Source organism: Micromonospora sp. URMC 105 (assembly GCF_051386295.1).
Taxonomy (GTDB): Bacteria; Actinomycetota; Actinomycetes; order Mycobacteriales; family Micromonosporaceae; genus Micromonospora.
In genome coordinates this window covers 1-24,978 of the sequence record NZ_JBPQTL010000051.1, presented here as the reverse complement: position 1 = coordinate 24,978, position 24,978 = coordinate 1, and the positions used below count along the sequence as shown (strand labels likewise).

General features: G+C 73.5%; 22 protein-coding genes. 11 read left to right on the top strand and 11 right to left on the bottom strand.

Translation table 11 applies throughout. From position 1 onward, the window contains the following. Positions 1–17: 17 nt before the first annotated feature. The 7 genes from ACSNN7_RS17645 to ACSNN7_RS17615 all read right to left on the bottom strand — a co-directional run bounded on the left by ACSNN7_RS17645 (position 18) and on the right by ACSNN7_RS17615 (position 6,701). Positions 18–314: a DUF1707 SHOCT-like domain-containing protein gene (locus tag ACSNN7_RS17645; RefSeq protein WP_436681906.1), complete on the bottom strand. Its 297-nt coding sequence runs from the start codon at positions 312–314 to the stop codon at positions 18–20. A 44-nt stretch (positions 315–358) separates the two neighbouring features. Further along, positions 359–1,540, bottom strand: coding sequence for an ROK family protein (locus tag ACSNN7_RS17640; RefSeq protein WP_436681905.1), 1,182 nt, complete (start codon positions 1,538–1,540; stop codon positions 359–361). A 19-nt stretch (positions 1,541–1,559) separates the two neighbouring features. Beyond that, positions 1,560–2,819: a sugar ABC transporter permease gene (locus tag ACSNN7_RS17635; protein WP_436681904.1), complete on the bottom strand. Its 1,260-nt coding sequence runs from the start codon at positions 2,817–2,819 to the stop codon at positions 1,560–1,562. Further along, positions 2,816–3,640, bottom strand: coding sequence for an ATP-binding cassette domain-containing protein (locus ACSNN7_RS17630; RefSeq protein WP_436681903.1), 825 nt, complete (start codon positions 3,638–3,640; stop codon positions 2,816–2,818). The genes ACSNN7_RS17635 and ACSNN7_RS17630 overlap by 4 nt, the downstream gene beginning before the upstream one ends. Positions 3,641–3,672: 32 nt before the next feature. Then, positions 3,673–4,770, bottom strand: a complete 1,098-nt coding sequence (locus ACSNN7_RS17625) for a sugar ABC transporter substrate-binding protein (RefSeq protein ID WP_436681902.1) — start codon at positions 4,768–4,770, stop codon at positions 3,673–3,675. A gap of 235 nt (positions 4,771–5,005) precedes the next feature. Beyond that, positions 5,006–5,485, bottom strand: a complete 480-nt coding sequence (gene ybaK, locus ACSNN7_RS17620) for a Cys-tRNA(Pro) deacylase (RefSeq protein ID WP_436681901.1) — start codon at positions 5,483–5,485, stop codon at positions 5,006–5,008. A 28-nt stretch (positions 5,486–5,513) separates the two neighbouring features. After that, positions 5,514–6,701 carry a THUMP-like domain-containing protein gene (locus tag ACSNN7_RS17615; protein WP_436681900.1) on the bottom strand — a complete coding sequence of 396 codons (1,188 nt, stop codon included), beginning with the start codon at positions 6,699–6,701 and terminating at the stop codon, positions 5,514–5,516. A gap of 366 nt (positions 6,702–7,067) precedes the next feature. Here ACSNN7_RS17615 and groES point away from each other — a divergent pair, with 366 nt between their 5' ends. The 3 genes from groES to ACSNN7_RS17600 all read left to right on the top strand — a co-directional run bounded on the left by groES (position 7,068) and on the right by ACSNN7_RS17600 (position 10,987). Beyond that, positions 7,068–7,382 (top strand): co-chaperone GroES, encoded by a 315-nt coding sequence (gene groES, locus ACSNN7_RS17610; RefSeq protein ID WP_089005269.1) that lies wholly within the window; start codon positions 7,068–7,070, stop codon positions 7,380–7,382. A 70-nt stretch (positions 7,383–7,452) separates the two neighbouring features. Beyond that, positions 7,453–9,099 (top strand): chaperonin GroEL, encoded by a 1,647-nt coding sequence (gene groL / locus ACSNN7_RS17605; protein ID WP_436681899.1) that lies wholly within the window; start codon positions 7,453–7,455, stop codon positions 9,097–9,099. A 283-nt stretch (positions 9,100–9,382) separates the two neighbouring features. Continuing rightward, entirely contained in the window at positions 9,383–10,987 is a 1,605-nt protein-coding gene (locus ACSNN7_RS17600; protein ID WP_436681922.1) for a molybdopterin-dependent oxidoreductase, read from the top strand. A 209-nt stretch (positions 10,988–11,196) separates the two neighbouring features. Here ACSNN7_RS17600 and ACSNN7_RS17595 read toward each other — a convergent pair whose 3' ends face one another. Next, on the bottom strand, positions 11,197–11,580 hold the full coding sequence (locus ACSNN7_RS17595) for a WhiB family transcriptional regulator (RefSeq protein WP_091290851.1): 384 nt from the start codon (positions 11,578–11,580) through the stop codon (positions 11,197–11,199). Positions 11,581–11,834: 254 nt separating this feature from the next. Here ACSNN7_RS17595 and ACSNN7_RS17590 point away from each other — a divergent pair, with 254 nt between their 5' ends. Further along, entirely contained in the window at positions 11,835–12,662 is an 828-nt protein-coding gene (locus ACSNN7_RS17590; RefSeq protein ID WP_436681898.1) for a response regulator transcription factor, read from the top strand. 24 nt (positions 12,663–12,686) lie between these two features. On the opposite strand, the gene ACSNN7_RS17585 is transcribed toward ACSNN7_RS17590, so the two are convergent. Next, positions 12,687–13,097, bottom strand: a complete 411-nt coding sequence (locus ACSNN7_RS17585) for a DUF5319 domain-containing protein (protein ID WP_436681897.1) — start codon at positions 13,095–13,097, stop codon at positions 12,687–12,689. Positions 13,098–13,294: 197 nt separating this feature from the next. Here ACSNN7_RS17585 and guaB point away from each other — a divergent pair, with 197 nt between their 5' ends. The 4 genes from guaB (at position 13,295) to ACSNN7_RS17565 (ending at position 18,986) form a co-directional block, all read left to right on the top strand. Next, a complete protein-coding gene (gene guaB / locus ACSNN7_RS17580; RefSeq protein ID WP_436681896.1) occupies positions 13,295–14,848 on the top strand; it encodes an IMP dehydrogenase in 1,554 nt (517 codons plus the stop codon). A 29-nt stretch (positions 14,849–14,877) separates the two neighbouring features. Next, a complete protein-coding gene (locus ACSNN7_RS17575) occupies positions 14,878–15,996 on the top strand; it encodes a GuaB3 family IMP dehydrogenase-related protein (protein WP_436681895.1) in 1,119 nt (372 codons plus the stop codon). Positions 15,997–16,045: 49 nt separating this feature from the next. Further along, a complete protein-coding gene (locus tag ACSNN7_RS17570; protein ID WP_436681894.1) occupies positions 16,046–17,464 on the top strand; it encodes a M1 family metallopeptidase in 1,419 nt (472 codons plus the stop codon). 67 nt (positions 17,465–17,531) lie between these two features. Continuing rightward, entirely contained in the window at positions 17,532–18,986 is a 1,455-nt protein-coding gene (locus tag ACSNN7_RS17565) for a M1 family metallopeptidase (protein WP_436681921.1), read from the top strand. Here ACSNN7_RS17565 and ACSNN7_RS17560 read toward each other — a convergent pair. Next, positions 18,983–20,107, bottom strand: a complete 1,125-nt coding sequence (locus tag ACSNN7_RS17560; protein WP_436681893.1) for an LCP family protein — start codon at positions 20,105–20,107, stop codon at positions 18,983–18,985. The two genes, ACSNN7_RS17565 and ACSNN7_RS17560, sit on opposite strands and share 4 nt — an antisense overlap. Before the next feature lie 135 nt (positions 20,108–20,242). Here ACSNN7_RS17560 and ACSNN7_RS17555 point away from each other — a divergent pair, with 135 nt between their 5' ends. Continuing rightward, the gene (locus ACSNN7_RS17555; protein WP_436681892.1) at positions 20,243–21,940 is read left to right on the top strand and encodes an FAD-dependent oxidoreductase; all 1,698 of its coding nucleotides are present in this window, start codon (positions 20,243–20,245) and stop codon (positions 21,938–21,940) included. 122 nt (positions 21,941–22,062) lie between these two features. After that, on the top strand, positions 22,063–23,619 hold the full coding sequence (guaA, locus tag ACSNN7_RS17550) for a glutamine-hydrolyzing GMP synthase (RefSeq protein ID WP_436681891.1): 1,557 nt from the start codon (positions 22,063–22,065) through the stop codon (positions 23,617–23,619). Between the two features lie 10 nt (positions 23,620–23,629). Here guaA and ACSNN7_RS17545 read toward each other — a convergent pair whose 3' ends face one another. Further along, complete coding sequence (locus tag ACSNN7_RS17545; protein ID WP_436681890.1) at positions 23,630–23,998, bottom strand: PspC domain-containing protein; 369 nt, start codon at positions 23,996–23,998, stop codon at positions 23,630–23,632. Positions 23,999–24,142: 144 nt separating this feature from the next. On the opposite strand from ACSNN7_RS17545, the gene ACSNN7_RS17540 reads away from it, so the two are divergent. Further along, on the top strand, positions 24,143–24,978 hold an 836-nt coding region (locus ACSNN7_RS17540; protein ID WP_436681889.1), incomplete at its 3' end, for an NUDIX hydrolase.

The window sequence follows — 24,978 nt, the reverse complement described above, 5'->3', positions numbered from 1 at the left end:
CAGCGCCGAGATGCCGGTCAGCGGGACAGTGCCATGAAGACGCCGAGCAGCAGCAGGGTGGCCGCGGCGACCGCGAAGAGCATCAGCAGTTCCCGCCGTCCGTGCCCCGGGGTGTCGTCCGCCGGAGCCGGCGCGGGTGGCGCGGGCAGGTCACGGGTCAGGCCCGCCAGCTCAGCCAGCGTGCGCGCCGTCCAGACCGCGGCGACCCGGTCGGAGAACTCGTCCAGGGTGAGCCGCCCCGCGGCGGTGTGCCGTTGCAGGTCGGCGACCACCCGGTGCCGGTCGTCGTCGGAGGCGCGCAGCTGGACGTCCACGTGCGACAGGGTACGCAGGGCGGGGCTTCGGCGGGAGCCGCCGGTCAGCCGGCGTCCAGCGGGTCGGCGAGGAGCCGTTCGAAGGCCAGCTCCGCCGCGCCGATCAGCGCCGCGTCCTCGCCGAGGGTGGGGGTGCGCAGCCGGACGTGTTCCAGGCAGGCGGGCAGCCCCATCGAGTTGAGCCGGCTGCGGACCTGGGCGGCGGCGGCCAGGTAGAGGTCGCGCATGGTGCCGCCGAAGATGACCATCTCCGGGTTGAAGATGTTGACCAGGTTCGCCACCCCGAAACCGAGCCAGTCACCGGCCCGGCGTACCGCCGTCTGGGCGCGGGCGTCACCGCGGGCGGCGGCGTCGAAGACGGCCAGCAGCGCGTCCCGGCCCCGGGCGTCGGAGCGGCCGGCGGCCCGGAGCAGCCCGTGCTCGCCGATCTCGGTCTCCCAGCAGCCCCGGGAGCCGCACTCGCAGGGGGCACCGTCGCGGACCACCACCATGTGTCCGACCTCGCCGCCGTACCCGCCGTGGCCGGTGAGCCGCCGGCCGCCGGCGATGATGCCCGCACCGACGCCGACGTCCCCGTACAGGTAGATGACGTTGTCGCAGTTGGCGGCGACCCCCCGGGCGTGCTCGGCGAAGGCGGCCATGTCCGCCACGTTGCCCACCGTGACGGGTACGTCGATGCCCAGGTCGGCGGCGAGCGCCGCGCCGATCGGTTCGTCCACCCAGCCGGTGGCGGGGCCGAGCCGGACCAGCCCGTCGTCCCGGCGGACCATGCCGCAGACCGCCACCCCGGCACCGACGCAGTACGAGCCGGACGGCACGTGCTGGTGCATCTCCTTGAGGGCACCGGCCAGCAGCGGCGCGGTCTCCCCGGCGTCCAGGCCCCGCGGCCGGTCCAGGTCCCGGCGGTCGAGCACCGTGCCGCCGAGACCGATCCGCGCGGCCCGCAGCCGGTCCACCTCGATGCTGTACGCGTACGCGTAGACCCGCGCCGACTCGGGCCGGACGACCAGGGAGGGGCGGCCGGCGCGGCCGGTCTCCTTCGGAGTGCCCTCGCTGACCAGCCCGGCGCCGGCCAGGTCGGCGGTGAGCGCGCCGATGGTGCTGCGGTTCAGCCCGAGGGTGGTGGTGAGTTCCGCGCGGGAGGTCGCACCGTGGACGTGCACGTGCCGCAGCAGCGCCCCGAGGTTCTGCCGCCGGATCTCGTCCTGGCTGGGTCCTACCCGCATCGTCTTCGGTACTCCGTGGTCAGCGCGTACCGGTGGCGACAGAACGGCGACGCGACAGTGCGTCGACGCCCGCGGCCAGCAGCAGCACCAGTCCGGTCGAGGTGTACTTCAGGCCGGAGCTGAGGTCCAGCAGGCCCATGCCATTGATGATGACAGCCACCACCGCACCGCCGAGTACCGCGTGGATCATCCGCCCCTTGCCGCCGAAGAGGCTGGTGCCGCCGATGACCGCCGCGCCGACGGCGTAGAGCAGGACGTTGCTGCCGCCGGTGTTCGGGTCGACCGACCGGTCCTTGCTGGCGGCGATGATGCCGCCGACGGCCGCCATGCTGGAGCAGATGACGAAGGCGGAAATCTTCAGCCGGTCCACGTTGATACCGGCCCGCCGGGCGGCCTCCGGGTTGCCGCCCACCGCGTAGAGGTGCCGGCCGTACACGGTGCGGTTGAGCACGTACGTCCAGAAGACCAGCAGAGCCCCGATCAGCGGCACGACGACGGGCATCCCCCGGGTGGAGCTGATCGCCGTGTTGATGCTGCGTTCCTGGTTGAGGATCGCGACGGCGGAGCCGAGCAGCAGGGCCAGCCCGGCCACCCGGGCGGCCACCACGGCGACCGGCTCGGTGACCAGGCCCCGGCTGGCCCGGTTGCGGTGCCGGAGGAACTGCACCACGCCGTACCCGGTGACGGCGACGGCGGCCAGCAGCCACCCGATGGCGGGCGGCACGAAGTTGTTCTCGATCGCGATGATCACCTTGTCGTCGATCGAGATGTTGGTGCCCTCCTTCATCAGGAGCAGCACGATGCCCTGGAAGGCGAGGAAACCGGCCAGACTGACCAGGAAGGACGGGATGCCGACCTTGGCGACCAGGACGCCGATGGTCAGGCCGATGAGGACCCCGGTGGCGATCGCGGCGAGGACCGCCACGTACCAGGGGTAGCCGAGCACGCTGACCACGTTGGCCAGCACGGTGGCGCAGACGCCGCTGGCGAAGCCGGCGGAGAGGTCGATCTCGCCGAGCAGCAGGACGAAGATCAGGCCCATCGCGATCACGGTGACCGCGGCGCCCTGGGTGAACAGGTTGGCGAAGTTCGCTGCCGAGAAGAAGACCGGCCGGACGGTCGCGAAGGCCAGGCAGAGCACGGTGAGGCCGATGACGGCCGGCAGCGAACCGAGGTCGCCCCCGCGTACCCGGGCGACGTAGTCGCGGACGTGGTCGCCGACGGTCGGCGTCCGGGTGCCGGTGGTGAGCCCGTCCCGCGACGGGAGGGTGGTGGTCATCGGACTGCTCCCGGGGTCAGGTGGGCCGGTTCGCTGCCGTCGCGCGAGCGGGCCGCGTCCGGCTCGGCACCCAGGCCGAGGTGGCGGGAGCGGCCGGTGGTGATCAGCTCGACGACCTGCGAGTGGGTGATGTCGGTGGTCTTCACCTGGGCGACCATCTGGCCGAGGTAGAGCGCGGCGATCCGGTCGGAGATGGCGAAGACGTCGTTCATGTTGTGCGAGATGAGCACCACGGCCAGGCCGTTGTCCGCCAGCCGGCGGACTATCTCGAGAACCTGGGTGGTCTGCGCGAGGCCGAGCGCGGCGGTCGGCTCGTCGAGGATGACCAGCCGGCTGTTCCAGAGCACGGCCTTGGCGATGGCGACGGTCTGCCGCTGCCCGCCGGAGAGGCTGGAGACGTGCTGGCGCAGCGACTTGAGGTTGCGTACGCCCAGCCCGGCGAGCGTCTCGCTGGCCATCTGCTCCATCGTGGGTTCGTCGAGCGCGATCCCGCGGCGCTTCTCGCGCCCCAGGAACATGTTCTGCACGATGTCGAGGTTGTCGCAGAGGGCGAGGTCCTGGTAGACGACGTCGATGCCGAGCGCGGCGGCGTCCCGGGGGCTGCTGATGGTGACCGGACGGCCCTCGAAGAGGAACTCGCCGGCGTCCGTCGGGTGGATGCCGCTGATGCACTTGACCAGGGTCGACTTCCCGGCGCCGTTGTCGCCGACCAGTGCGGTCACCTCGCCCGGGTACACGGAGAGGGCGACGTCGCGCAGGACCTGCACGGGACCGAAGCTCTTGTCGATCCCGCTCACTTCCAGCAGGGGGGTCGCGGACACGGGGTTCTCCTTTGCGCGTCGGCAGGATGCCGTCAGTTGACGCCGGCGGCGGCGCAGAGCTTGGCGTATCCCCCGGAGCAGACCTCGTCCTTGGTGACGAAGCCGTCGGCGATCACGTCCTTGACGTCGTCGGCGTAGATGGCCTTGGGGGTGAGCAGGATGGCGTCCACGGCCCGGCCGGTCTCCGGGTCCCGAACGGTCTGGCCGGTCTCCTTGCGTTCCCCGTTGGCGAGCGCGATGGCCAGGTCGGAGGCGGCCTTCGCCTCTTCCTTGATCGCCTTGTAGACGGTCATGCACTGGTCGCCGGCGAGGATGTTGCGCAGGCCCTGGGCGGTGGCGTCCTGGCCGGTCACCGGGATCCTGCCGTTGAGCTTGTTCTTCTTCAGCACCGAGATGGCCGCGTTGCCGAGGCCGTCGTTGGCCGCGAGGACGCCGTCGATCCGGCCCTCGGTCTGGGTGAGCATCTGCTCGAAGATGACTCCGGCCTGGGGGTTGTTCCAGTCCGGCACCCACTGGTCGGGGCCCTTGTCGAAGTCGCCGGCGTCGAAGCGGGGCTTGAGGACCGAGTCTGCGCCGCTCTTGAACAGGGTGGCGTTGTTGTCGGTGGGTGAGCCGTTGAGGAAGGCGACGACCGGCTTCCGGGCGCCCTTCTCCTCCAGGCACTTGGCCAGGCCCTGGCCCTGGAGCTTGCCCACCGCCTCGTTGTCGAAGCTGACGTAGTACTCCGCGGAGCCGCCGAGGGTGAGCCGGTCGTAGTCGATGGTGGCGATGCCCTGCGAGCGTGCCTTCTCCAGCACCGCCTTGCCGGTGCCGGAATCGAGATTGACGATCATCAGAACGGTGGCGCCACTGGTGATCATCTGTTCCGCGATGTTGGAGAACTGGCTCTTGTCGCCCTGCGCGTTCTGGATGTCGGAGTCGATTCCCGCGGCGTCGAACGCCTCCTTGAGGAATCTGCGGTCCGCGCCCTCCCACCGGGCGGAGGTCCTGCTGTCGGGCAGGATCACGCCGATCTTCGGCTTCCTGGCGCCACCGGCCGCGCTGTCGTTGGTGAGCTGGTCGCCGCAGCCGGTCACGCCGTTGCCGACCAGCAGGCCGGCGACGGTGAGTGCGAGGAGGCCCTTGCGCATCTGCACGGGTCCTTTCGGGGTGGGGGATGACCGCTGGTTTGTTGTGAGCGGCAACGTATTGCCAGCCTGTCGGCGGCGCAAGACTGCCGAGCTCACGAGTGTGTCGGACGGCCGTAACGATCCCGTAACGCGGGAAAATGGGGAAATCGACCTCCGCTCGGATCCGCTTCGCGGACCGCTCGCTCCGGCGGCACGGAACTGTTTCCCGCGGCCGCGCCGGGTCGGCTGAAACTGATCAGTGCGCGGCGAGGGGAGCGGTGCCGGCGTCGGTCAGCGCGACCAGATCGGCCGGGGCCAGTTGGAGCTGGAGGCCACGACGGCCGGCCGAGACGTAGACGGTGTCGTACGCCAGCGCCGAGGAGTCCAGCACCGTGGGCAGCCGCTTGCGCTGGCCGAGCGGGCTGATGCCGCCCCGGACGTAACCGGTGGCCCGCTCGGCGGCCGCCCGGTCGGCCAGCGTCGCGCGTTTGCCGCCGACGGCCGCGGCGAGCGCCTTGAGGTCCAGTTCGCCGGTGACCGGGACGACGGCCACCGTCAGCGCCCCGTCCACCTCGGTGACCAGCGACTTGAACACCCGCTCGGGCGGCACCCCGAGCGCCTCGGCGACCAGGGCGCCGTAGTTCGGCGCGTCGGGGGAGACCTCGTACGGGTGGGTGCTGTGCCGGATCTTCCGCTTCGTCAGCAGCGCCGTTGCCGGAGTGCCCTGTCCCGCCATGCCGGTCACGCTAACCCGGCGGACGGCGTCAGTTCGCCACGGGCCGGCAGAGGAGCACCGTCGGCGCCGCCGCGACCCGGGTGAGCACCAGGCTCGCCGCCGCGTCGCCGGCCAGCCTCAGGTCGCGGCGCAGCTTCTCCGGCTCCAGCGCCGAGCCGCGCTTGAGGATCTCGACCCGGCCCACCCGGCGCTCCCGCAGCAGCGCGCGCAGCCGCTTGAGGGAGAACGGCAGCACGTCGGTGACCTCCAGGCAGCGGGCGAACGGGGTGGCGGCCGGGGTGTCCGCGTACAGGTAGGCGATGCTCGGGTCGGCGATCGTGGCGCCGAGCGCGTCGGCCAGTTCGGCGACCAGATGCGCGCGGACCACCGCCGGGTCCGGGTCGTACAGGAAGCGGCGGGTCGGGCCGACCGCCGCCTCCGCCGCGCCCGATCCGGTGAGCCGGTGCGCGACGTCGCCGCGCAGCACGGTGGCCCGGCGGGGCACCTCGGCCAGCCGCCCGCACCAGAGCGCCGCCTCGACCAGGTCGCCGTCCGCGCTCACCCACTCCGCCTCGGCCCCGGCCGGGATCAGCGCGTGGTCGATGCCGGGGGCCACCTTCACCACCGTGTACGGCACCCGCTCGGCCAGACTGGTGACGAAGTCCCAGGGCGGGGAGTAGGAGTTCGGGTCGAAGATCCGCCGGCCGGTGCCCGCCCGGCGTCGTGCCGGGTCGCAGAACACCCCGTCGACCCGGGTCACGTCGAACGCCGTCGCGTCGCCGCACTCCACCGTGAACTGCCCGGCCAGCCCGGCCGCCTCGGCGTTCGCGGCGGCCATCGCGGCGGTCACCGGGTCGGCCTCGACCCCGTACACCCGGATGCCGGCCCGGGCGGCGGCCAGTGCGTCGGCGCCGAGGCCGCACCCGAGGTCGGCGAGGGTGCGCACACCGGCGGCGCGCAGCCGCGCGGCCCGCCGGTCCGCGACCGGCCGGCGGGTGGCCTGCTCCAGCCCGGCCCGGGTGAATAGCATGCCCGCGGCCTCCGGCCCGAACTTGCCGACCGCCCGGCGGCGCAGCTCGGCCTGGGTCAGCGCGGCGGCGGCCAACCCGGCCGGCACCCCGGCGGAGCGCAGCGCGGCGGCCGAGGCCAGCGGGTCGCCGCCGGCCAGCTCGGCCGCCGCCGCGAGCGCGGCCGACCCCTCGGGGGTACGCAGCGCGGCGAGCTGGTCGATGTCCACGCGCCCATTCTCCCGACCCGACCAGCGCCCACCCCTGCGCCCCCGGCTCACCGGCCAGCTCGGTCGCCCGGCTTTGCGGCGTGTCGGGGTGTCCCGGCGCCGGCATGCCCCGACACGCCGCAAACGGAGTTGACCATGGCCGTTCGGCGGCGACGCGCTGGCACTCTCCTTGACGGAGTGCTAGCCGAGGAATAACCTGCGATTAGCACTCTCACCCTGAGGGTGCCAGCTCCCGGGCCATCCGGCGCGGGCGCTGAACGCCAGGCGGACCGGCACCCGCGACGACGGCCCCGCCCGGTGGCATGTGGCAGATTGACGCTGGTCGGCCCCGGTCGACCGGCAACGAAACCAGTACCCCAGGAGGGTATGCCCGTGACTACCGCGACCAAGGTTGCGATCAAGCCGCTCGAGGACCGCATCGTGGTCCAGGCGAACGAGGCCGAGACCACCACCGCCTCGGGCATCGTGATCCCCGACACCGCCAAGGAGAAGCCGCAGGAGGGCACCGTCCTCGCTGTCGGCCCGGGCCGGATCGACGACAAGGGCAACCGCGTGCCGCTCGACGTCAAGGTCGGCGACACCGTTCTCTACTCGAAGTACGGCGGCACCGAGGTCAAGTACGCCGGCGAGGAGTACCTGGTGCTCTCCGCCCGCGACGTCCTCGCGGTCATCGAGAAGTAAGCAACCGATCAGTGTCGCTGCCCCGGTCCGGCTCGCCGGGCCGGGGCAGCGGCGCTTCGAAGGGACATTCATGGCGAAGATCCTGAGCTTCTCGGACGACGCCCGGCACCTGCTCGAGCACGGTGTCAACGCCCTCGCGGACGCGGTCAAGGTCACCCTCGGCCCGCGCGGGCGCAACGTCGTCCTGGACAAGAAATTCGGTGCGCCCACGATCACCAACGATGGCGTGACCATCGCCAAGGAGATCGAGCTCACCAACCCGTACGAGAACCTCGGCGCGCAGCTGGTCAAGGAGGTGGCGACCAAGACCAACGACGTCGCCGGCGACGGGACCACCACCGCGACCGTGCTGGCCCAGGCCATGGTCCGTGAGGGCCTGCGCAACGTGACCGCCGGGGCCAACCCGTCCGGTCTCAAGCGGGGCATCGACGCGGCGGCCGCCAAGGTCTCCGAGGCGCTGCTCGACCGGGCCGTCGAGGTCTCCAGCAAGGAGTCGGTCGCGCACGTCGCGACGATCTCCGCGCAGGACGCCACCATCGGCGAGCTGATCGCCGAGGCGATGGAGAAGGTCGGCCGCGACGGTGTGATCACCGTCGAGGAGGGCTCCGCGCTCACCACCGAGCTCGAGGTGACCGAGGGCCTGCAGTTCGACAAGGGCTTCATCTCCCCGAACTTCGTCACCGACGCGGAGTCGCAGGAGTCGGTCCTGGAGGACCCGTACATCCTCATCACCACGCAGAAGATCTCGGCGATCGAGGAGCTGCTGCCGCTGCTGGAGAAGGTCCTCCAGAACAACAAGCCGCTGCTGATCATCGCGGAGGACGTCGAGGGCCAGGCGCTGTCGACCCTGGTGGTCAACTCGATCCGCAAGACCCTCAAGGTCTGCGCGGTGAAGGCCCCCGGCTTCGGCGACCGCCGCAAGGCGATGCTCCAGGACATGGCGATCCTGACCGGCGCCGAGCTGGTCGCCCCGGAGCTGGGCTACAAGCTCGACCAGGTCGGCCTGGAGGTGCTCGGCACCGCCCGGCGCGTCGTGGTCGACAAGGAGAACACCACCGTCGTCGACGGTGGCGGGCAGTCCTCCGAGGTCGCCGACCGGGTCGCGCAGATCCGCAAGGAGATCGAGGCCTCGGACTCCGAGTGGGACCGGGAGAAGCTGGCCGAGCGGCTGGCGAAGCTCTCCGGTGGCATCGCGGTCATCAAGGTGGGCGCGGCGACCGAGGTCGAGATGAAGGAGCGCAAGCACCGCATCGAGGACGCCATCGCCGCGACCAAGGCCGCCGTCGAGGAGGGCACGGTGCCCGGTGGTGGCGCCGCGCTGGCGCAGATCCTGCCGGTGCTCGCCGACGACCTGGGCCTCACCGGCGACGAGAAGACCGGTGTGTCGATCGTCCGCAAGGCGCTGGTCGAGCCGCTGCGCTGGATCGCCCAGAACGCCGGCCACGACGGCTACGTCGTGGTGCAGAAGGTCGCCGGCAAGGAGTGGGGCAACGGCCTCGACGCCGCCACCGGCGAGTACGTCGACCTGGTGAAGTCCGGCATCATCGACCCGGTGAAGGTGACCCGCAACGCGGTCACCAACGCCGCGTCGATCGCCGGCCTGCTGCTCACCACCGAGAGCCTCGTGGTGGAGAAGCCGGAGAAGGCCGAGCCGGCCGCCGCCGGTGGGCACGGCCACGGCCACGGTCACGGCCACCAGCACGGCCCGGGTTTCTGACCCACGGCGTACGCCGAATCAGGGCGCACCGTCTCCCCGACGGTGCGCCCTGACGCGTCCCAGGGGGCGGATTACGGAACGCTGACACGGTTGGCGGTCGGCCGGGTCGACCGACAACACTGGGCCGATGAGCAGCACGCCCCGCGGCCTCGCCGCGCTCGCCGGGATCACGGCCGCCGCCGTGGCCATCGGTGCCGCCGAGCCGGTCGCGGTCCTCACCGGCTCCCGGTCCGCCCCGCTGATCGCGGTCGGTGGGCTGGTCGTGGACGTCGCACCCGAGCCGTTGACGCAGTTCGCGATCGACCTGTTCGGCACGTACGACAAGATCGCCCTGCTGGTCGGGACGGCGCTGCTGCTCGCGGCGTTCGCCGCGTTGCTCGGGCTGTGGTCGGTCCGCCGGCTCTGGATCGGCCTGACCGGCATCGCGGCCTTCGCCGCCCTCGGCGTGGCCGCCGCCCTGACCCGGGCCGGCGCGGACGCCGCCGACGCGCTGCCCTCGCTGGTCGGCGCGGGGCTGGGCGGGCTGGTGCTCTGGGCCTTCCTGGCCGGCCCGTTGCAGGTCGATCCGTGGCCCTGGACCCCGCCGACGCCCCTGCCCGGCCAACAGCACGCCGGTCCTACGCCGGCCGGCCCGGAGACCGTCGACGCTGCGCCACACGGCGCGGAGACCGCCGGCCCTGCCTCGGTCGGCACTGCCGGCCATTCGCCGGCCGAACCGCACGACGGCAGTTCCGGGTCGGTCGGCGCGGGCGCGGTGGGTGGCGGCTCGGCTGGGGTGACTGGTCCGCCGGCCGGGTGGGAGCCGTTGGAGAGCAGCGACCCGGAGTCGCGGCGCCGGTTCCTGGGCGGGGTGGGTGCGCTGGCCGGTGCGGCGGCGGTGGCCGGGCTGGGCGGGCACTGGCTCGCCGGCCGCCGTGGCGTGTCCGCGGCCCGCAAGGCCGTCACGCTGCCCGCCCCGTCGGCGGCGGCGCCTGCGGTACCGGCCGGCGCCGATCTGCCGCTGGCGCAGCTCGCCTCCTACGTCACCCCGACCAGCGGGTTCTACCGGATCGACACCGCGCTGGTGGTGCCGCAGGTGGATCCGGAGACGTGGCGGCTGCGCATCCACGGGCGGGTGCGCAACCCGATCGAGCTGAGCTACGCCGACCTGCTCGCCCGGCCGCTGGTGGAGCGGTACGTGACCCTGGCCTGCGTCTCCAACGAGGTGGGCGGGGACCTGATCGGCAACGCCCGCTGGCTCGGCGTACCCATCCGGGAGCTGCTCGACGAGGCGGACCCGGAGGAGGGTGCGGACCAGGTGGTGGGCCGCTCGGTCGACGGCTGGACCTGCGGCACCCCGACGGCGGTGCTGCGCGACGGGCGGGACGCGCTGCTGGCGGTCGGGATGAACGGCGAGCCGCTGCCGGTGGAGCACGGCTTCCCGGTCCGGATGGTGGTGCCGGGCCTGTACGGCTACGTCTCGGCCTGCAAGTGGGTGACCGAGCTGGAGCTGACCAGCTTCGCCGACTTCGACGCGTACTGGGTGCCGCGGGGCTGGTCGGCGCAGGGGCCGGTGAAGACGCAGTCCCGCATCGACACGCCCCGCCCGCGTAACCGGCTCACCGCCGGCCCGGTGATGGTGGCCGGGGTGGCCTGGGCCCAGCGCCGGGGGATCAGCCGGGTGGAGGTACGCGTCGACGGCGGCCCGTGGCGGGAGGCGACGCTCGCCCCGACGGTGTCGGTGGACACCTGGGTGCAGTGGTCCTGGCGCTGGGACGCCACCCCGGGCGAGCACACCCTCCAGGTGCGGGCGACCGACGCCACGGGCGAGACGCAGACCGGGCTGGCGCAGCCGGTGGAGCCGGACGGCGCGACCGGCTGGCACACGGTGCGGGTCACCGTCCGCTGACCCGGGCGGTCACCCCAGGTGGTCCCGTACCCGTACCCCGGCTTGCGGTGGGTCGGGGTGTCCCACGGCGGCGACACCCCGACCCACCGCAAATGGGGCGCGACGACCCTGGCGGCCGACCCCGGACAGGGCGGCGCGACCCGGCCCGGGACGGGCCGACGCCGCGCTCCGGCGGGAGCGCGGCGTCGGTCGGGGTCTTTGAGCCGGGGTCAGGCGATCTTGCGCTGGTCCGGCACGGCGGACTTGTGGGGGCGGCCCAGGCGGGCCTCCAGCCGGGCGATGTCCACCCGGGTCTGCCGGCGGTCGGCCAGGTCCTCCCAGCCGAGCGCCAGCAGGCGCAGCCGCTCGGACTCGCTGAAGCCGCCCCAGACGCCGTACGGCTCCCGGACGGACAGCGCGTGCGCGGCGCACTCGGCCCGGACCGGGCAGGCCCGGCAGACGGCCTTGGCGCCGGACTCACGGCGCAGCCGGGACGAGCCGCGCTCGCCGTCCGGGTGGAAGAACTGTGCGCTGTCCCGCCCTCGGCAGGCACCGAGCCGCTGCCAGTCCCACAGGTCGACGATGGGTCCGGGCAGTCTACGTACGTTCGACATCAGCACCCCTCCTCCCGCGCGGCACCGCGGAGGTCTCGTTCGCATCCGGCGTCCGGGCGGCGGTCCGCGCAGGCGCACCGTTTCCGGCCTGGCGTCTCGGTACCCGACCTTTCCCCGACTCACACTTCTGTGATCGAAAAGCTCGGACAACAAGCGGCATATGCCCTAGATGTCGGAAAAGTTAGGAGGATTGCGGGGAACCCCCACCCCGGCCCAGCCCGCCATGGTCTGCTCTCTGCGGAGAGGAGACCACCGTGCGTACCGTTCTCGTCTGCGTCCGGACACCACTCGCCGCGCAGCAGTTGACCTCGGCGGCGGCCCGGCTCGGCCTGGCCGCGGTCGTGCGCACCGCCGTCTCCGATCCCGAGGTGATGCTGCGGCTCGCCGAGCGCCCGGTCGACGTCGTGCTCGCCGACACCGCCCTCACCCGGCCCGACAGCGCCGGCTTCGTCCGGCGGGTGCTGGCCCGCGCGCCGCAGGCGGCCGTGCTGCTGCTCGGCGCCGAGGAGTCCGAGGCCGCCGCGGCGACGATCAACGCCGGCGCCCGGGGGTTGATCCAGGGCACCGACCACGATCTGACCAGCGCGGTGGCCAAGGCACTGCTGCTGCTCTCCGCTCCCGGCCGGGCGTCCCGGCACCGGGTCAGCGACCCGGCCCGGGACACCGCCGCGGTCGGCGCGCCGCCCCGGCCCTCGCCCGGGCGTACCCCGGGCACGTCGGGCCCGGCCTGGTCCGCCGGACCGGCCGAGGGGCCGCCCGGCGGGCCCCCGTCGGTGGTGCCGGTGCAGCGCGGCGACGACGAGGCCGAGGCGGACGCCGCCGAGCCGGAGGCACCCGCGCAGCCGGGGCGGCGCGGTGCGCCCGGCGCCCGGGGCGGGCGCAGCGCGGTCGGGCTGACCGAGCGGGAACTGCAGGTGCTGCTCGGGATGGCCGAGGGGAAGAGCAACGCCGAGATCGGGCGGGAGCTGTTCGTCTCGGAGGACACCGTCAAGACGCACGCCCGCCGGCTGTTCCGCAAGCTCGGCGCCCGGGACCGCGCGCACGCGGTGGCCGCCGGCTTCCGCGCCGGCCTGGTCGCCTGAGCCGGCTGCCGCTCCCGGCCGGGCTCAGTCCTCGGAGGGGGACTCCTCCTCGGCGGCCTCGGTCAGGGTGTCGTGCACCCCGTCGGCGTAGCCGCGCGCGTAGTCCCAGGTGACGTAGTGGTCCGGGTCGGGGTCGTAGGCGGGCTCGTGCACCCGGGGGCGGCCGGAGCTGAGCAGGTGGCGCAGGTTGCCCCGGAGCAGGTCCCAGTCGAAGTAGTGCGGCTCCCGGCAGTCCTCGCACTCGATCACCAGCCCGCGCACCCCGATCGGCGCCAGCAGGGCCTGGTAGATCTCCAGGTCGGCCAGGTCCTCCAGGACGTCCTGGCGCTCGACCTCGGTCAGCGGGTCGAGCGGGTCGTCCTCACGCGGATCGTGCAGGCCAGCAGCCGGATCGGCCGGGTCGCCGTTGAACGGGTCGATGGGCTCGTCGTGCACCCCCTCACCGTAGTCCCAACGCCCGCCGGACGCGTCCCCCCGGGGAGGCCCTGTGGCGCCGCCGACCCGCGGCGGCACCGCCGGGGGCGGCCCAGCTCAATGGGTACGATGAAACGACGCGTCGTCACTCAGGCGTGCGCCGGTGCCCGCGCGCGCCACCTCGCTGAAGCCCGTCCGAGCAGCTCAGGAGAGCAATCGTGGAGAATTCGCCCAGCACTGATCTTCCCGGCGGCGCCGGCGGCGGCGAGCCGGGTGGTCACCTGCCGGAGCTGCCGGCCGGCTCGGCGCGGGTCGTGCCGCTCGGCCTGACCTTCGACGACGTGCTGCTCCAGCCGGGCGAGTCGGACGTGGTGCCCAGCCGGGTCAATACCCGCACCCGGCTCACCCGCAACGTCGAGCTGACCGTGCCGCTGCTCTCCAGCGCGATGGACACGGTCACCGAGGCGCGGATGGCGATCGCGATGGCCCGTCAGGGCGGCATCGGCGTGCTGCACCGCAACCTCTCCCTGGAGGACCAGGCGCTCCAGGTCGACCTGGTGAAGCGCTCCGAGTCCGGCATGATCACCAACCCGGTCACGGCCAGCCCCGACGACACCCTCCGCGAGGTCGACGAGCTCTGCGGCCGTTACCGCATCTCCGGCGTGCCGGTGGTCGACGGCGACGGGCAGCTGGTCGGCATCGTCACCAACCGGGACATGCGGTTCGTCTCCGCCCCCCAGACCCCGGTCCACGAGATCATGACCCGCACCCCGCTGGTCACCGCGCCGGTCGGGGTGAGCAAGGACGAGGCCCTCGACCTGCTCCGCCGGCACAAGGTGGAGAAGCTGCCGATTGTCGACGGGTCCGGCCGGCTGCGCGGGCTGATCACGGTCAAGGACTTCACCAAGAGCGAGCAGTACCCGAACGCCACCAAGGACGACGCCGGCCGGCTCCGGGTCGCGGCGGCCGTCGGCGTGGGCGACGACGCGTACAAGCGGGCCCGCGCGCTGGTGGACGCCGGCGTCGACGTGATCATCGTGGACACCGCGCACGGCCACCAGCGGGCCGTGCTGGACATGGTGCGCCAGCTCAAGAAGGACGTCGCGATCGACATCGTCGGCGGCAACGTCGCCACGTACGCCGGGGCGAAGGCGCTGGTCGACGCGGGCGCCGACGGCGTCAAGGTGGGTGTCGGCCCGGGCGCGATCTGCACCACCCGGATCGTCGCCGGGGTGGGCGTACCGCAGATCACCGCGATCATGGAGGCCGCGCGGCCCGCGGGCGTACCGGTGATCGGCGACGGCGGCATCCAGTACTCCGGCGACATCGCCAAGGCACTGGTCGCCGGTGCCGACACGGTGATGCTCGGCAGCCTGCTGGCCGGTTGCGAGGAGAGCCCGGGCGAGCTGATCTTCATCAACGGCAAGCAGTACAAGGCGTACCGGGGGATGGGCTCGCTCGGCGCGATGCAGTCCCGCGGCCAGGGCAAGTCCTACTCCAAGGACCGCTACTTCCAGCAGGACGTGCTCGCCGAGGACAAGCTCGTCCCCGAGGGCGTCGAGGGCCAGGTGCCCTACCGGGGGCCGCTCTCCGCGGTCGCCCACCAGCTCATCGGTGGGCTGCGCGCCGCGATGGGGTACGTCGGCGCGGAGAGCATCCCCGAGCTGCACCGCCGCGGTCAGCTCATCCGGATCACGGCGGCCGGGCTCAAGGAGAGCCACCCGCACGACATCCAGATGACCGTCGAGGCGCCCAACTACCACTCCCGCTGACCAACACCCCCAACCACCTGGAGTCCCCCATGCGTGACGTGGTCGAGATCGGGCTGGGCAAGACCGCGCAGCGCGGCTACCACCTGGACGACATCGCCATCGTGCCGAGCCGCCGCACCCGGGACGTCGACGACGTCTCGACCGGCTGGCAGCTCGACGCGTACCAGTTCGGCATCCCCTGCGTCGGGCACCCGTCGGACGCCACGATGAGCCCCGCCACCGCCGTGCGGCTCGGCCAGCTCGGCGGGCTCGGCGTGCTCAACGTCGAGGGCCTGTGGACCCGGTACGAGAACCCGGCCAAGGTCCTGGAGGAGCTGGCCGGTCTCGGCGAGGACGCCCGGGCGACCAAGCGGCTCCAGGAGGTCTACGCCGAGCCGATCCGCCCCGACCTGATCGCCGAGCGGGTGCGCGAGCTGCGCGCCGGCGGCGGCACCGTGGCCGTCCGGGTCTCCCCGCAGCACACCCTGGCGCTGGCCCCGGTGATCCTCGACGCCGGCGTCGACATCCTGGTCATCCAGGGCACCATCGTCTCGGCCGAGCACGTCTCGACCACCGACGAGCCGCTGAACCTCAAGGAGTTCATCGCCGACCTCGACCTGCCGGTCGTGGTGGGCGGCTGCACCGACTACAAGACGGCGCTGCACCTGATGCGCACCGGCGCGGCCGGCGTGATCGTCGGCATCGGCGGCGACGACTGGTCCACCACCGAGTCGGTGCTGGGCATCCGGGTGCCGATGGCCACCGCGATCGCCGACGCCGCCGCGGCCCGCCGCGACTACCTGGACGAGACCGGTGGCCGGTACGTGCACCTGATCGCCGACGGCGACATCCAGACCTCCGGCGACATCGCCAAGGCGCTGGGCTGCGGCGCGGACGCGGTGATGCTCGGCGAGGCGCTGTCGCTCTGCGAGGAGGCGCCGGCCGGTGGCGCCTGGTGGCACTCGGCCGCCAGCCACCCGTCGCTGCCGCGCGGCGCGTTCGAGGTCGCCGGTGAGCCGCTGGGCTCGATGGAGCAGCTGCTCTTCGGTCCGGCCGACGAGCCGGACGGCCAGCTCAACCTCTTCGGCGGGCTGCGCCGCGCGATGGCCAAGTGCGGCTACCGCGACCTCAAGGAGTTCCAGAAGGTCGGCCTGGTCCTGGATCGCTGACCCGGACAAATCGCCCCGACGCACCGGTCGCGCCGATTAGGCTCGGCCGGTGCGTCGTATCCGGCCCAGGTCCCTGCTCGCCGCCGCCGTGGCGGCGACGACCCTGGCCACCGCCGGGTGCACGCCCGACCGCGACGACCGCGACGACCGCCGCGAGTTCCGGCCCGGCGCCGCCGACGCCGGCGACCCGTACGTCCCCGGTCGCGGCAACGGCGGCTACGACGTCTCCGGCTACCGGCTGCGGGTGCGCTACGACCCGGCCGCCGACCGGTTGACCGGCCGGGCGATCGTCACCGCCACCGCCACCGCCGCGCTGTCCCGGTTCAACCTGGACCTGGTCGGGTTGGACGTCTCCCAGGTGACGGTCTCCGGGGCGGCGGCCCGGTACCGCCGCGACGGTGCCGAGCTGGTGGTCACGCCGCCGCGCGGGCTGCCCCGCGGCACCGGGTTCACCGTCGAGGTCGACTACGCCGGAGTGCCGACCGCCCTGCCCGACGGCGAGCTGGGCAGCGGGGGTTTCCTGCACACCGCCGACGGCGCGATCGCGCTGGGCCAGCCGGAGTCGGCGGCCACCTGGTTCCCCGTCAACGACCACCCGTCGGACAAGGCCACCTACGACATCGAGGTGACGGTCCCGGACGGGCTGGCCGCGCTGAGCAACGGGGTGCCGGGGAAGCGGACCAGCGCCGACGGCTGGACCACCTGGCGGTGGGCCGAGCGCGCGCCGATGGCCAGCTACCTGAGCACGCTGGTGATCGGCGACTACCGGGTCGAGACCGGCACGCACGCCGGCAAGCCGATGGTCACGGCGGTGCCGGCCGGCCTGCCGCGGACCGGGCCGGCGGCGTCCTCGCTGGCCCGCACCGGTGAGCTGGCCGACTTCCTGGCGAGCCGGTTCGGGCCGTACCCGTTCGACTCCTACGGCGGCATCGTGGTCGCCGACCGTCGGATCGGCTACGCGCTGGAGACCCAGTCCCGCCCGGTCTACGGGCCGGGCTTCTTCTCCGGCGACCGGCCGAACCTGTCGGTGGTGGTCCACGAGCTGGCCCACCAGTGGTTCGGCAACAGCGTCTCGGTGGCGAAGTGGCAGGACATCTGGCTCAACGAGGGCTTCGCCACGTACGCCGAATGGCTCTGGGCGGAGCACGACGGCGGCCCGACCGTGCAGCGGGCCTTCGAGCGGCGCTACGCCGCCACCGACTGGTCCCACCCGGCGGTCGACCCCGGCCGGGCCGCGATGTTCGGCGACGGGGTCTACCAGCGGGGCGCCCTGGCGGTGCACGCGCTGCGCCGGACCGTCGGCGACGAGACCTTCTTCGGCCTGCTGCGCGGCTGGACCGGGCAGCGGCGCGACGCCGTCGCCACCACCGGCGACTTCGTCGCGTACGCCGAGCAGGTCGCCGGCCGCCCGCTGCGCCTGTTCCTGGACGCCTGGCTGGCCGGCGGTGTCGCCCCCGCCCTGCCGTGAGGCGTCAGGCCCGGTGGCCGCCGGTCGGTAGGCTGCCACCGACGGCACGGGGAGGCGGCGGGTGGCCATGGCGTGGATGCGGCGGGGCGTCGGTCTGGTGACGGTGGCGGCCCTCGGGCTCGCCGGCTGCGGCGCCGACCTGGAACCCGAGCCGGAGCGGACGCCGGCCGGGGCGCCGTCCCCGACCGCCGGGCGGCAGTTCGCCCCGGGCGCCGCCGGCGTCGGCGACGCCTACTTCCCCAGCTACGGCAACGGCGGGTACGACGTCGGGCGGTACGCGGTCAAGGTCCGCTACGACCCGGCGGCCGACCGGCTCACCGGCACCGCCACCGTGCAGGCCACGGCCACCGCCGACCTGTCCGCGTTCCACCTGGACCTGGCCGGGCTGACCGTGCGGGAGGTCACTGTGGACGGCGCGCCGGCCCGCCACGCGCGCGAGGCCGACGAGCTGGTGGTCACCCCGGCCGCCGGGCTGGCCGCCGGCAACGGCTTCACCGCCGAGATCAGCTACGAGGGCAGGCCGGAGCCGCTGCGCACCGAGGTGCTCGGCGAGGGCGGCTGGCTGCACACGGACGACGGCGCGATCGCCCTGGGCCAGCCGGAGTCGGCGAGCACCTGGTTCCCGGTCAACGACCACCCGTCGGACAAGGCGACCTACGACATCGAGATCACCGTCCCGAAGGGGCTGACCGCGGTCAGCAACGGGGTGCCGAAGGGGCGCTCGGACGCCGGCGGCTGGACCACCTGGAAGTGGTCCGAGGCGGCCCCGATGGCCAGTTACCTGAGCACCGTCGTGATCGGTGACTACCGGGTGACGACCGGCGAGCACAAGGGACGACCGGTGTTCAGCGCGGTCAGCAGCACGCTCGGCAAGGGGGCCGCCGACGCGTCGATGGCCCGCACCACCGAGGTCGCCGACTACCTGGAGAGCGTCTTCGGGCCGTACCCGTTCGCCGCGTACGGCGGGGTGGTGGTCGCCGACGACCGGATCCGGTACGCGCTGGAGACGCAGAGCCGCCCGGTCTACGGGGCGGGCTTCTTCCGGGGCGGGGAGAACACCGGCGTGGTCGCCCACGAGCTGGCCCACCAGTGGTTCGGCAACAGCGTCTCGCTGGCGAAGTGGCAGGACATCTGGCTCAACGAGGGCCTCGCCACGTACGCCGAGTGGCTCTGGGCCGAGCACCGGGGCACCGGCACCGCCCAGGCGGCCTTCGACGGGCGGTACGCCGTTTCGTCGAGCCGTGTCTGGCAGACGCCGCCGGCCGAGCCGGGCCGGGCGAACCTGTTCAGCGAGTCGGTCTACCAGCGGGGCGGGATGACCGTGCACGCGCTGCGGGTGGCGGTCGGCGATCCGGCGTTCTTCCGGATCCTGAAGACCTGGGCGGCGGAGAAGCGCAACGCCAACGCCACCACCGCCGAGTTCGTCGCGCTCGCCGAGCGGGTCTCCGGCAAGCAGCTGGACAGCCTCTTCGACGCCTGGCTGCGCGGCACCGACCGGCCGCCGGCCCCGAAGCGGCTCTAGTTCTTCACCCGCAGCTCGGGGTGGGCGGTGAGGAACTTCTCGGCGTCGCCGGCCTTGAGCGCGGTGAGGAACTGCCGGCCGACCGGCTTGAGTTCCTCACCCCGGTACGCGCGCCCCTTGCCCACCCCACTGCCGGGGAGCGCGACCAGGGTGAACCGGTCCACGGTCAGCCCGCCGAGGGCGTACGCGAGGTCGACGATGCGGGGACCGCCGGCGTAGATCAGGGTGTCGCCGAGCGCGCCGACCACCTGCTCGACCCGGTCCGGCTGCCGGGCCAGGTTCTCGCCGAGGATCTTGGCGGTGAGCGCGCGGAGCAGCTGCTGCTGGTGGCGCTGCCGGGCGTAGTCGCCGCCGGGGATGTAGCGCTGGCGGGCGTAGTCCAGCGCCTGCCAGCCGTTGAGGTGCCGCTGGCCCTTCTCGTAGACCATCTGCGGCCCGACGTAGCCGCCCCCGCGGGGCGCCGGGTCGCGGTGCCTGCCGTCCGGCCGGCGGTGCAGCGACACCACCCGCTCGTCGACGTAGAGGTCCACCCCGCCCAGGGTGTCCACCAGCTTGTCGAAGCCGCCGAAGGTGATCACCGCGCCGGCGTCGAAGCGCAGCCCGGTGTAGCCGCTGACCGTGCTGCGCAGCAGCTCGTACCCCTGGGCGGCGCTGGGCTGCTTGGGCTTGCCCGGCACCCGGCTGCCGTAGCTCATCGCGTGGGTGAGCTTGGTCTTTCCGCCCCGGTAGCCCGCCTTGGGGAAGGCCGGGATGTCCACCAGCAGGTCCCGGGGGAGGGTGAAGAGGTACGCCCGGTCCAGCCCCGCCGGCACGTGCAGCACCAGCACCGAGTCGCCGTGCGGCTCCCACCCGGGGACGCTGACCCGGGTGTCCACTCCGACCAGCAGCAGGTTGAGCGGGCCGGTGATGCCGGCCCCGGGCGGGGCGGTCGGGCCGGGTTGCGCGGTGCCGCCCGGTGCGGCGGTGGCGGTGGTGCCGACCGGCCCCGGCCGGCGCTGCGGCCCGTCGTCGGCGACCAGGCGGGTGACCACCACGGCCCCGGCGGCGACCAGGACGACGGCGGCGAGGGCGGCCAGCAGCAGCACCCGGCGCGGTCGTCGCGCCCCTGTCTCGTGAGCCATGCGGCACCCCCTGGAGGACAACGTTCCGACGGGGGTCCCGAGTTGCGGGCGCGACCTGACGGATCGGCTGACGCGATCATGATCGCGTGAAAACTGGCGCTGGCGCGATGGCTACTCAGCGGTAATGATGCGTTCATGCGGTACGACGTGGTCGTCATCGGGTCCGGCTTCGGCGGCAGCGTCGCGGCGCTCCGGTTGGCCGAGAAGGGTTACACCGTCGGCGTGCTGGAGGCCGGCCGGCGGTTCGCCGACGACGAGTTCCCGCAGACCTCGTGGCGGGCCCGGCGCTTCCTCTGGGCCCCGAAGCTCGGCTGCTACGGCCTGCAGCGGATCACCCTGCTCCGGTCGGCCGACCGGAAGGCCGGCGGCGGGGTCATGGTGCTCTCCGGGGCGGGGGTGGGCGGCGGCTCGCTGGTCTACGCCAACACGCTCTACGAGCCGCTGGACGCCTTCTACGACGATCCGCAGTGGAAGGGCATCACCGACTGGCGCGACGAACTGGCCCGCCACTACGACCAGGCGAAGCGGATGCTCGGCGTCACCACGTACCCAGTCGTGACCGGGGCGGACCGGGCGATGCGCGCCGTCGCCGAGCGGATGGGGGTGGGGCACACCTTCCACGCCACCCCGGTGGGCGTGCACATCGGCCGCCCCGGGCAGCGGGTGCCCGACCCGTACTTCGGCGGGGTCGGCCCGGAGCGCACCGGCTGCACGCACTGCGGCTCCTGCATGACCGGGTGCCGCCACGGCGCCAAGAACACCCTGGTCAAGAACTACCTCTGGCTGGCCGAGCGGCTCGGCGTCGACGTCCATCCGCTGACCACGGTGACCGCCGTGCGCCCCGCGCCCGGCGGCGGGTACGAGGTGCACACCGAGCGCACGGGCGCCTGGCTGCGGCGGCGCCGGCGGGTGATCCACGCCGACGAGGTGGTGCTCGCCGCCGGGGCGCTGGGCACCCAGCGGCTGCTGCACGAGATGAAGGCGAGCGGGGCGCTGCCCGGCCTGTCCGACCGGCTCGGCGAGCTGACCCGGACCAACTCCGAGGCCATCCTCGGCGCCTCGGTGCCCCGCCGGCGGGCCCGCGCCGAGCGGCTGGACTTCACCGAGGGAGTGGCCATCACCAGCTCGTTCCACCCCGATCCGCAGACCCACATCGAACCGGTCCGCTACGGCCGGGGCTCGAACGCGATGGGGCTGCTCCAGTCGCTGCTGGTCGACGGCGGGCCACGCCGGGTCCGGCGCTGGCTGGGCAGCATCGTCCGGCACCCGGCGCTGGCGGCCCGGATGCTGTCGGTCCGCGGCTGGTCGGAGCGCACGGTGATCGCCCTGGTCATGCAGTCGGTGGACAACTCGCTGACCACCCGGTTCCGGCGCGGCCCGTTCGGCCGGCGGCTGGTCACCGGCCCGGGGCACGGCGCGCCCAACCCGACCTGGATCCCGGCCGGCAACGACGCCGTCCGGCTGCTCGCCGAGGAGATCGGCGGTACGGCGGGCGGCGCGCTGACCGAGCCGTTCAACATCCCGATGACCGCGCACATCCTCGGTGGGGCGGTGATCGGGGCGTCCCCGGCCGACGGGGTGGTTGACCCCTGGCACCGGGTCTACGGCCACCCCGGGCTGCACGTGGTGGACGGCGCGGCGGTTTCGGCGAACCTCGGCGTGAACCCCTCGCTGACGATCACCGCGCAGGCCGAGCGGGCGATGTCGTTCTGGCCGAACCGGGGCCAGGAGGACCCGCGCCCGCCGCTCGGCTCGGCGTACGCCCGGGTCGAGCCGGTGCCCCCGTACCGCCCCGCGGTGCCGGCGGACGCTCCCGGCGCGCTGCGCGGCTGACCCGCCGACTGCGGCTCGCGACGGCGGATCGGAGCGGCGTCGGCGGCGACGGGAGTGACACGGCGCGCGGGGAGTGTGGCCCGTGCCGGGCGCCGGCGTGACGGTCGGTAGGCTTTCTGCACATGAGCACGCCTCGCCCCGTCCTCGTGGTGGACTTCGGAGCCCAGTACGCCCAGCTCATCGCGCGCCGGGTGCGCGAGGCGAAGGTCTACTCGGAGATCGTCCCGCATTCGATGCCGGTCGCCGAGATGCTGGCGAAGGACCCGGCCGCGATCATCCTGTCCGGCGGTCCGTCCAGCGTCTACGCGCCCGACGCCCCGCAGATCGATGCCGGGATGTTCGACTCCGGTGTCCCGGTCTTCGGCATCTGCTACGGCTTCCAGGCGATGGCCCAGGCGCTCGGCGGCACGGTCGCGCGGACCGGCAACCGGGAGTACGGCGGCACCCCGCTGCGCCCCCGCCTCCTCGAACCCGGCGTGCTGCTCCGCGATCTGCCGGCCGACCTGCCGGTCTGGATGAGCCACGGCGACTGCGTCACCGAGGCCCCGGAGGGCTTCACGGTGACCGCCGAGTCGGCCGGTGCCCCGGTCGCCGCCTTCGAGGACCTGGCCGGCCGCCGGGCCGGCGTGCAGTTCCACCCCGAGGTCGGGCACACCGCGCACGGGCAGGAGATGCTGACCCGCTTCCTGTACGAGATCGCCGGCATCGAGCCCACCTGGACGCCCGAGAACATCATCGACGAGCAGATCGCCCGGATCCGTGAGCAGGTCGGCGACAAGGAGGTCATCTGCGGCCTGAGCGGCGGCGTGGACTCCGCGGTCGCCGCGGCGCTGGTGCACAAGGCCGTCGGCGACCAGCTCACCTGCGTCTTCGTCGACCACGGCCTGCTGCGCGCCGGCGAGGCCGAGCAGGTGGAGAAGGACTACGTGGCGGCCACCGGCATCAAGCTCAAGGTGGTCGACGCGCAGGAGCGGTTCCTCGGCGCGCTGGCCGGGGTCACCGACCCGGAGCAGAAGCGCAAGATCATCGGCCGGGAGTTCATCCGGGTCTTCGAGGCCGCCGCCCGCGAGATCGCCTCCCACGGCGACGTCGAGTTCCTGGTGCAGGGCACCCTCTACCCCGACGTGGTGGAGTCCGGCGGCGGCACCGGCACCGCCAACATCAAGAGTCACCACAACGTCGGCGGCCTGCCGGAGGACCTGAAGTTCGCCCTGGTCGAGCCGCTGCGCACGCTGTTCAAGGACGAGGTGCGGGCGCTGGGCCTGCAGCTGGGCCTGCCCGAGGCGATGGTCTGGCGGCACCCGTTCCCGGGCCCGGGCCTGGCCATCCGGATCATCGGCGCGGTCGACCGGGAGCGGCTGGACCTGCTCCGCCAGGCGGACCTGATCGCCCGCGAGGAGCTGACCGCCGCCGGGCTGGACCGGGGCGTCTGGCAGTTCCCGGTGGTCCTCCTGGCCGACGTGCGCAGCGTCGGCGTGCAGGGTGACGGGCGCAGCTACGGGCATCCCGTGGTGCTGCGCCCGGTCTCCAGCGAGGACGCGATGACCGCCGACTGGTCCCGGCTGCCCTACGAGGTCGTCGCCCGGATCTCCACCCGGATCACCAACGAGGTCGCCGAGGTCAACCGGGTGGTCCTGGACGTGACCAGCAAGCCGCCGGGCACCATCGAGTGGGAGTGAGCCGGTCGGCTCACGCCGTCGGCGGCTGCTGCGGCGGGTAGGTCGGCTGCACGACCGTCGGCGGCTCCGGCCGGGTGGCCGGGGCCGGCTGCGGGGCGTACCCCGGGGTGGGCGCCGTGCCGTGCGGCGCGGCGGCCGCCGGGTGCGGCCAGGCGGGCGCGCCCGCCGGCTCCTCGGGCATCAGGAACCACATGATCGGGTACGCCAGCGCGGCGATCCCGCCGGTCAGCAGGGTCGCGACGGCGAAGACCACCCGGACCAGGGTGGGGTCGACGGCGAAGTAGCGGCCGAGGCCGCTGGCGACGCCGGCGACCATCCGGTCGGTGGTGGGTCGGCGGAGTTGCTTGTACGGGGCCTGGGGTGTGGTGGTCGAGGTCATGTCTCCACGGTCCGCGCGGGGCGGCCGGCCGCCCTCGGTGACCGCCCGGATCCCTACCCTGACCGATCCCTGACCTGCCAGCCCTGAGTCAGGAATCCGACTCTTTTCGATGCAGGTGACCACGGGCGGGGAGAATTTGGCTCCGTGACCACCTTGCTGGAGCCGCTCCGCAGGATCGCGGCATACGCAGTCTGTGCTGATTCAGTCGGCCGAGTGTTGCTGGTCCGCGCATCGGAGCGCTCCGGCACCCCCGGCGTGTGGTCCCTGCCCGGTGGGGCGGTCGACCACGGCGAGGACCCGAAGCACACCGTCGTCCGGGAGACCGCCGCCGAGACGGGGCTCTCGGTCGCCGTCTCCGGCCTCGACGACGTCCTCGCCGACATGCGGGCCCTGCCCGAGCGGGGCATCACCATCCACACCGACCGCCTGCTCTACCGGGTCTCGGTGCGCGGCGGCACCCTCACCGACCGGGTCGAGCGCCCCACCGACCTGGCCCGCTGGTACACCCTCGCCGAGGCCCGCGAGCTGCCGCTGCGCTCGTTCACCGCGCGCGCCCTCGGCCTGCCCGCCTCCTCCGCCGACATCGTCCCGGACGAGCCGCCGGAGTTCCCCTCCTTCTACGCCGTACCCGGCCCGGACGGCCTGCACCGGGCGCAGCGCTTCGCCGCGTACGCGGTGGTGACCGACCCCGACGACCGGGTGCTGCTGACCCGGGTCTCCGACGGGTACCCGGGGGCCGGCTGCTGGCACCTGCCCGGCGGTGGCACCGACTACGGCGAGCAGCCCGGCGCCGCGCTGATCCGGGAGCTGGTGGAGGAGACCGGCCAGACCGGCCGCCTCGTCGAGCTGCTCGGCGTGGCCAGCCACCGGGACGCCGCCTCGCTCGGCCCCGAGGGCTACCCGATCGACTGGCACGGGGTGCGCGCCTTCTACCGGGTGGTGGTCGACCAGCCCGCCCCGCCCACCGTCGCCGACGTCGG

Excerpts from the sequence above, each read along its gene's own strand:
- groES (WP_089005269.1), top strand. The coding sequence starts at position 7,068 with ATGCCCGTGACTACCGCGACCAAGGTTGCGATCAAGCCGCTCGAGGAC.
- ACSNN7_RS17635 (WP_436681904.1), bottom strand. The coding sequence starts at position 2,819 with ATGACCACCACCCTCCCGTCGCGGGACGGGCTCACCACCGGCACCCGG.
- ACSNN7_RS17595 (WP_091290851.1), bottom strand. The coding sequence starts at position 11,580 with ATGTCGAACGTACGTAGACTGCCCGGACCCATCGTCGACCTGTGGGAC.
- groL (WP_436681899.1), top strand. The coding sequence starts at position 7,453 with ATGGCGAAGATCCTGAGCTTCTCGGACGACGCCCGGCACCTGCTCGAG.
- ACSNN7_RS17625 (WP_436681902.1), bottom strand. The coding sequence starts at position 4,770 with ATGCGCAAGGGCCTCCTCGCACTCACCGTCGCCGGCCTGCTGGTCGGC.
- guaA (WP_436681891.1), top strand. The coding sequence starts at position 22,063 with ATGAGCACGCCTCGCCCCGTCCTCGTGGTGGACTTCGGAGCCCAGTAC.
- ACSNN7_RS17560 (WP_436681893.1), bottom strand. The coding sequence starts at position 20,107 with ATGGCTCACGAGACAGGGGCGCGACGACCGCGCCGGGTGCTGCTGCTG.
- ACSNN7_RS17565 (WP_436681921.1), top strand. The coding sequence starts at position 17,532 with ATGGCGTGGATGCGGCGGGGCGTCGGTCTGGTGACGGTGGCGGCCCTC.
- ACSNN7_RS17555 (WP_436681892.1), top strand. The coding sequence starts at position 20,243 with ATGCGGTACGACGTGGTCGTCATCGGGTCCGGCTTCGGCGGCAGCGTC.
- ybaK (WP_436681901.1), bottom strand. The coding sequence starts at position 5,485 with ATGGCGGGACAGGGCACTCCGGCAACGGCGCTGCTGACGAAGCGGAAG.
- ACSNN7_RS17575 (WP_436681895.1), top strand. The coding sequence starts at position 14,878 with ATGCGTGACGTGGTCGAGATCGGGCTGGGCAAGACCGCGCAGCGCGGC.
- ACSNN7_RS17640 (WP_436681905.1), bottom strand. The coding sequence starts at position 1,540 with ATGCGGGTAGGACCCAGCCAGGACGAGATCCGGCGGCAGAACCTCGGG.
- ACSNN7_RS17545 (WP_436681890.1), bottom strand. The coding sequence starts at position 23,998 with ATGACCTCGACCACCACACCCCAGGCCCCGTACAAGCAACTCCGCCGA.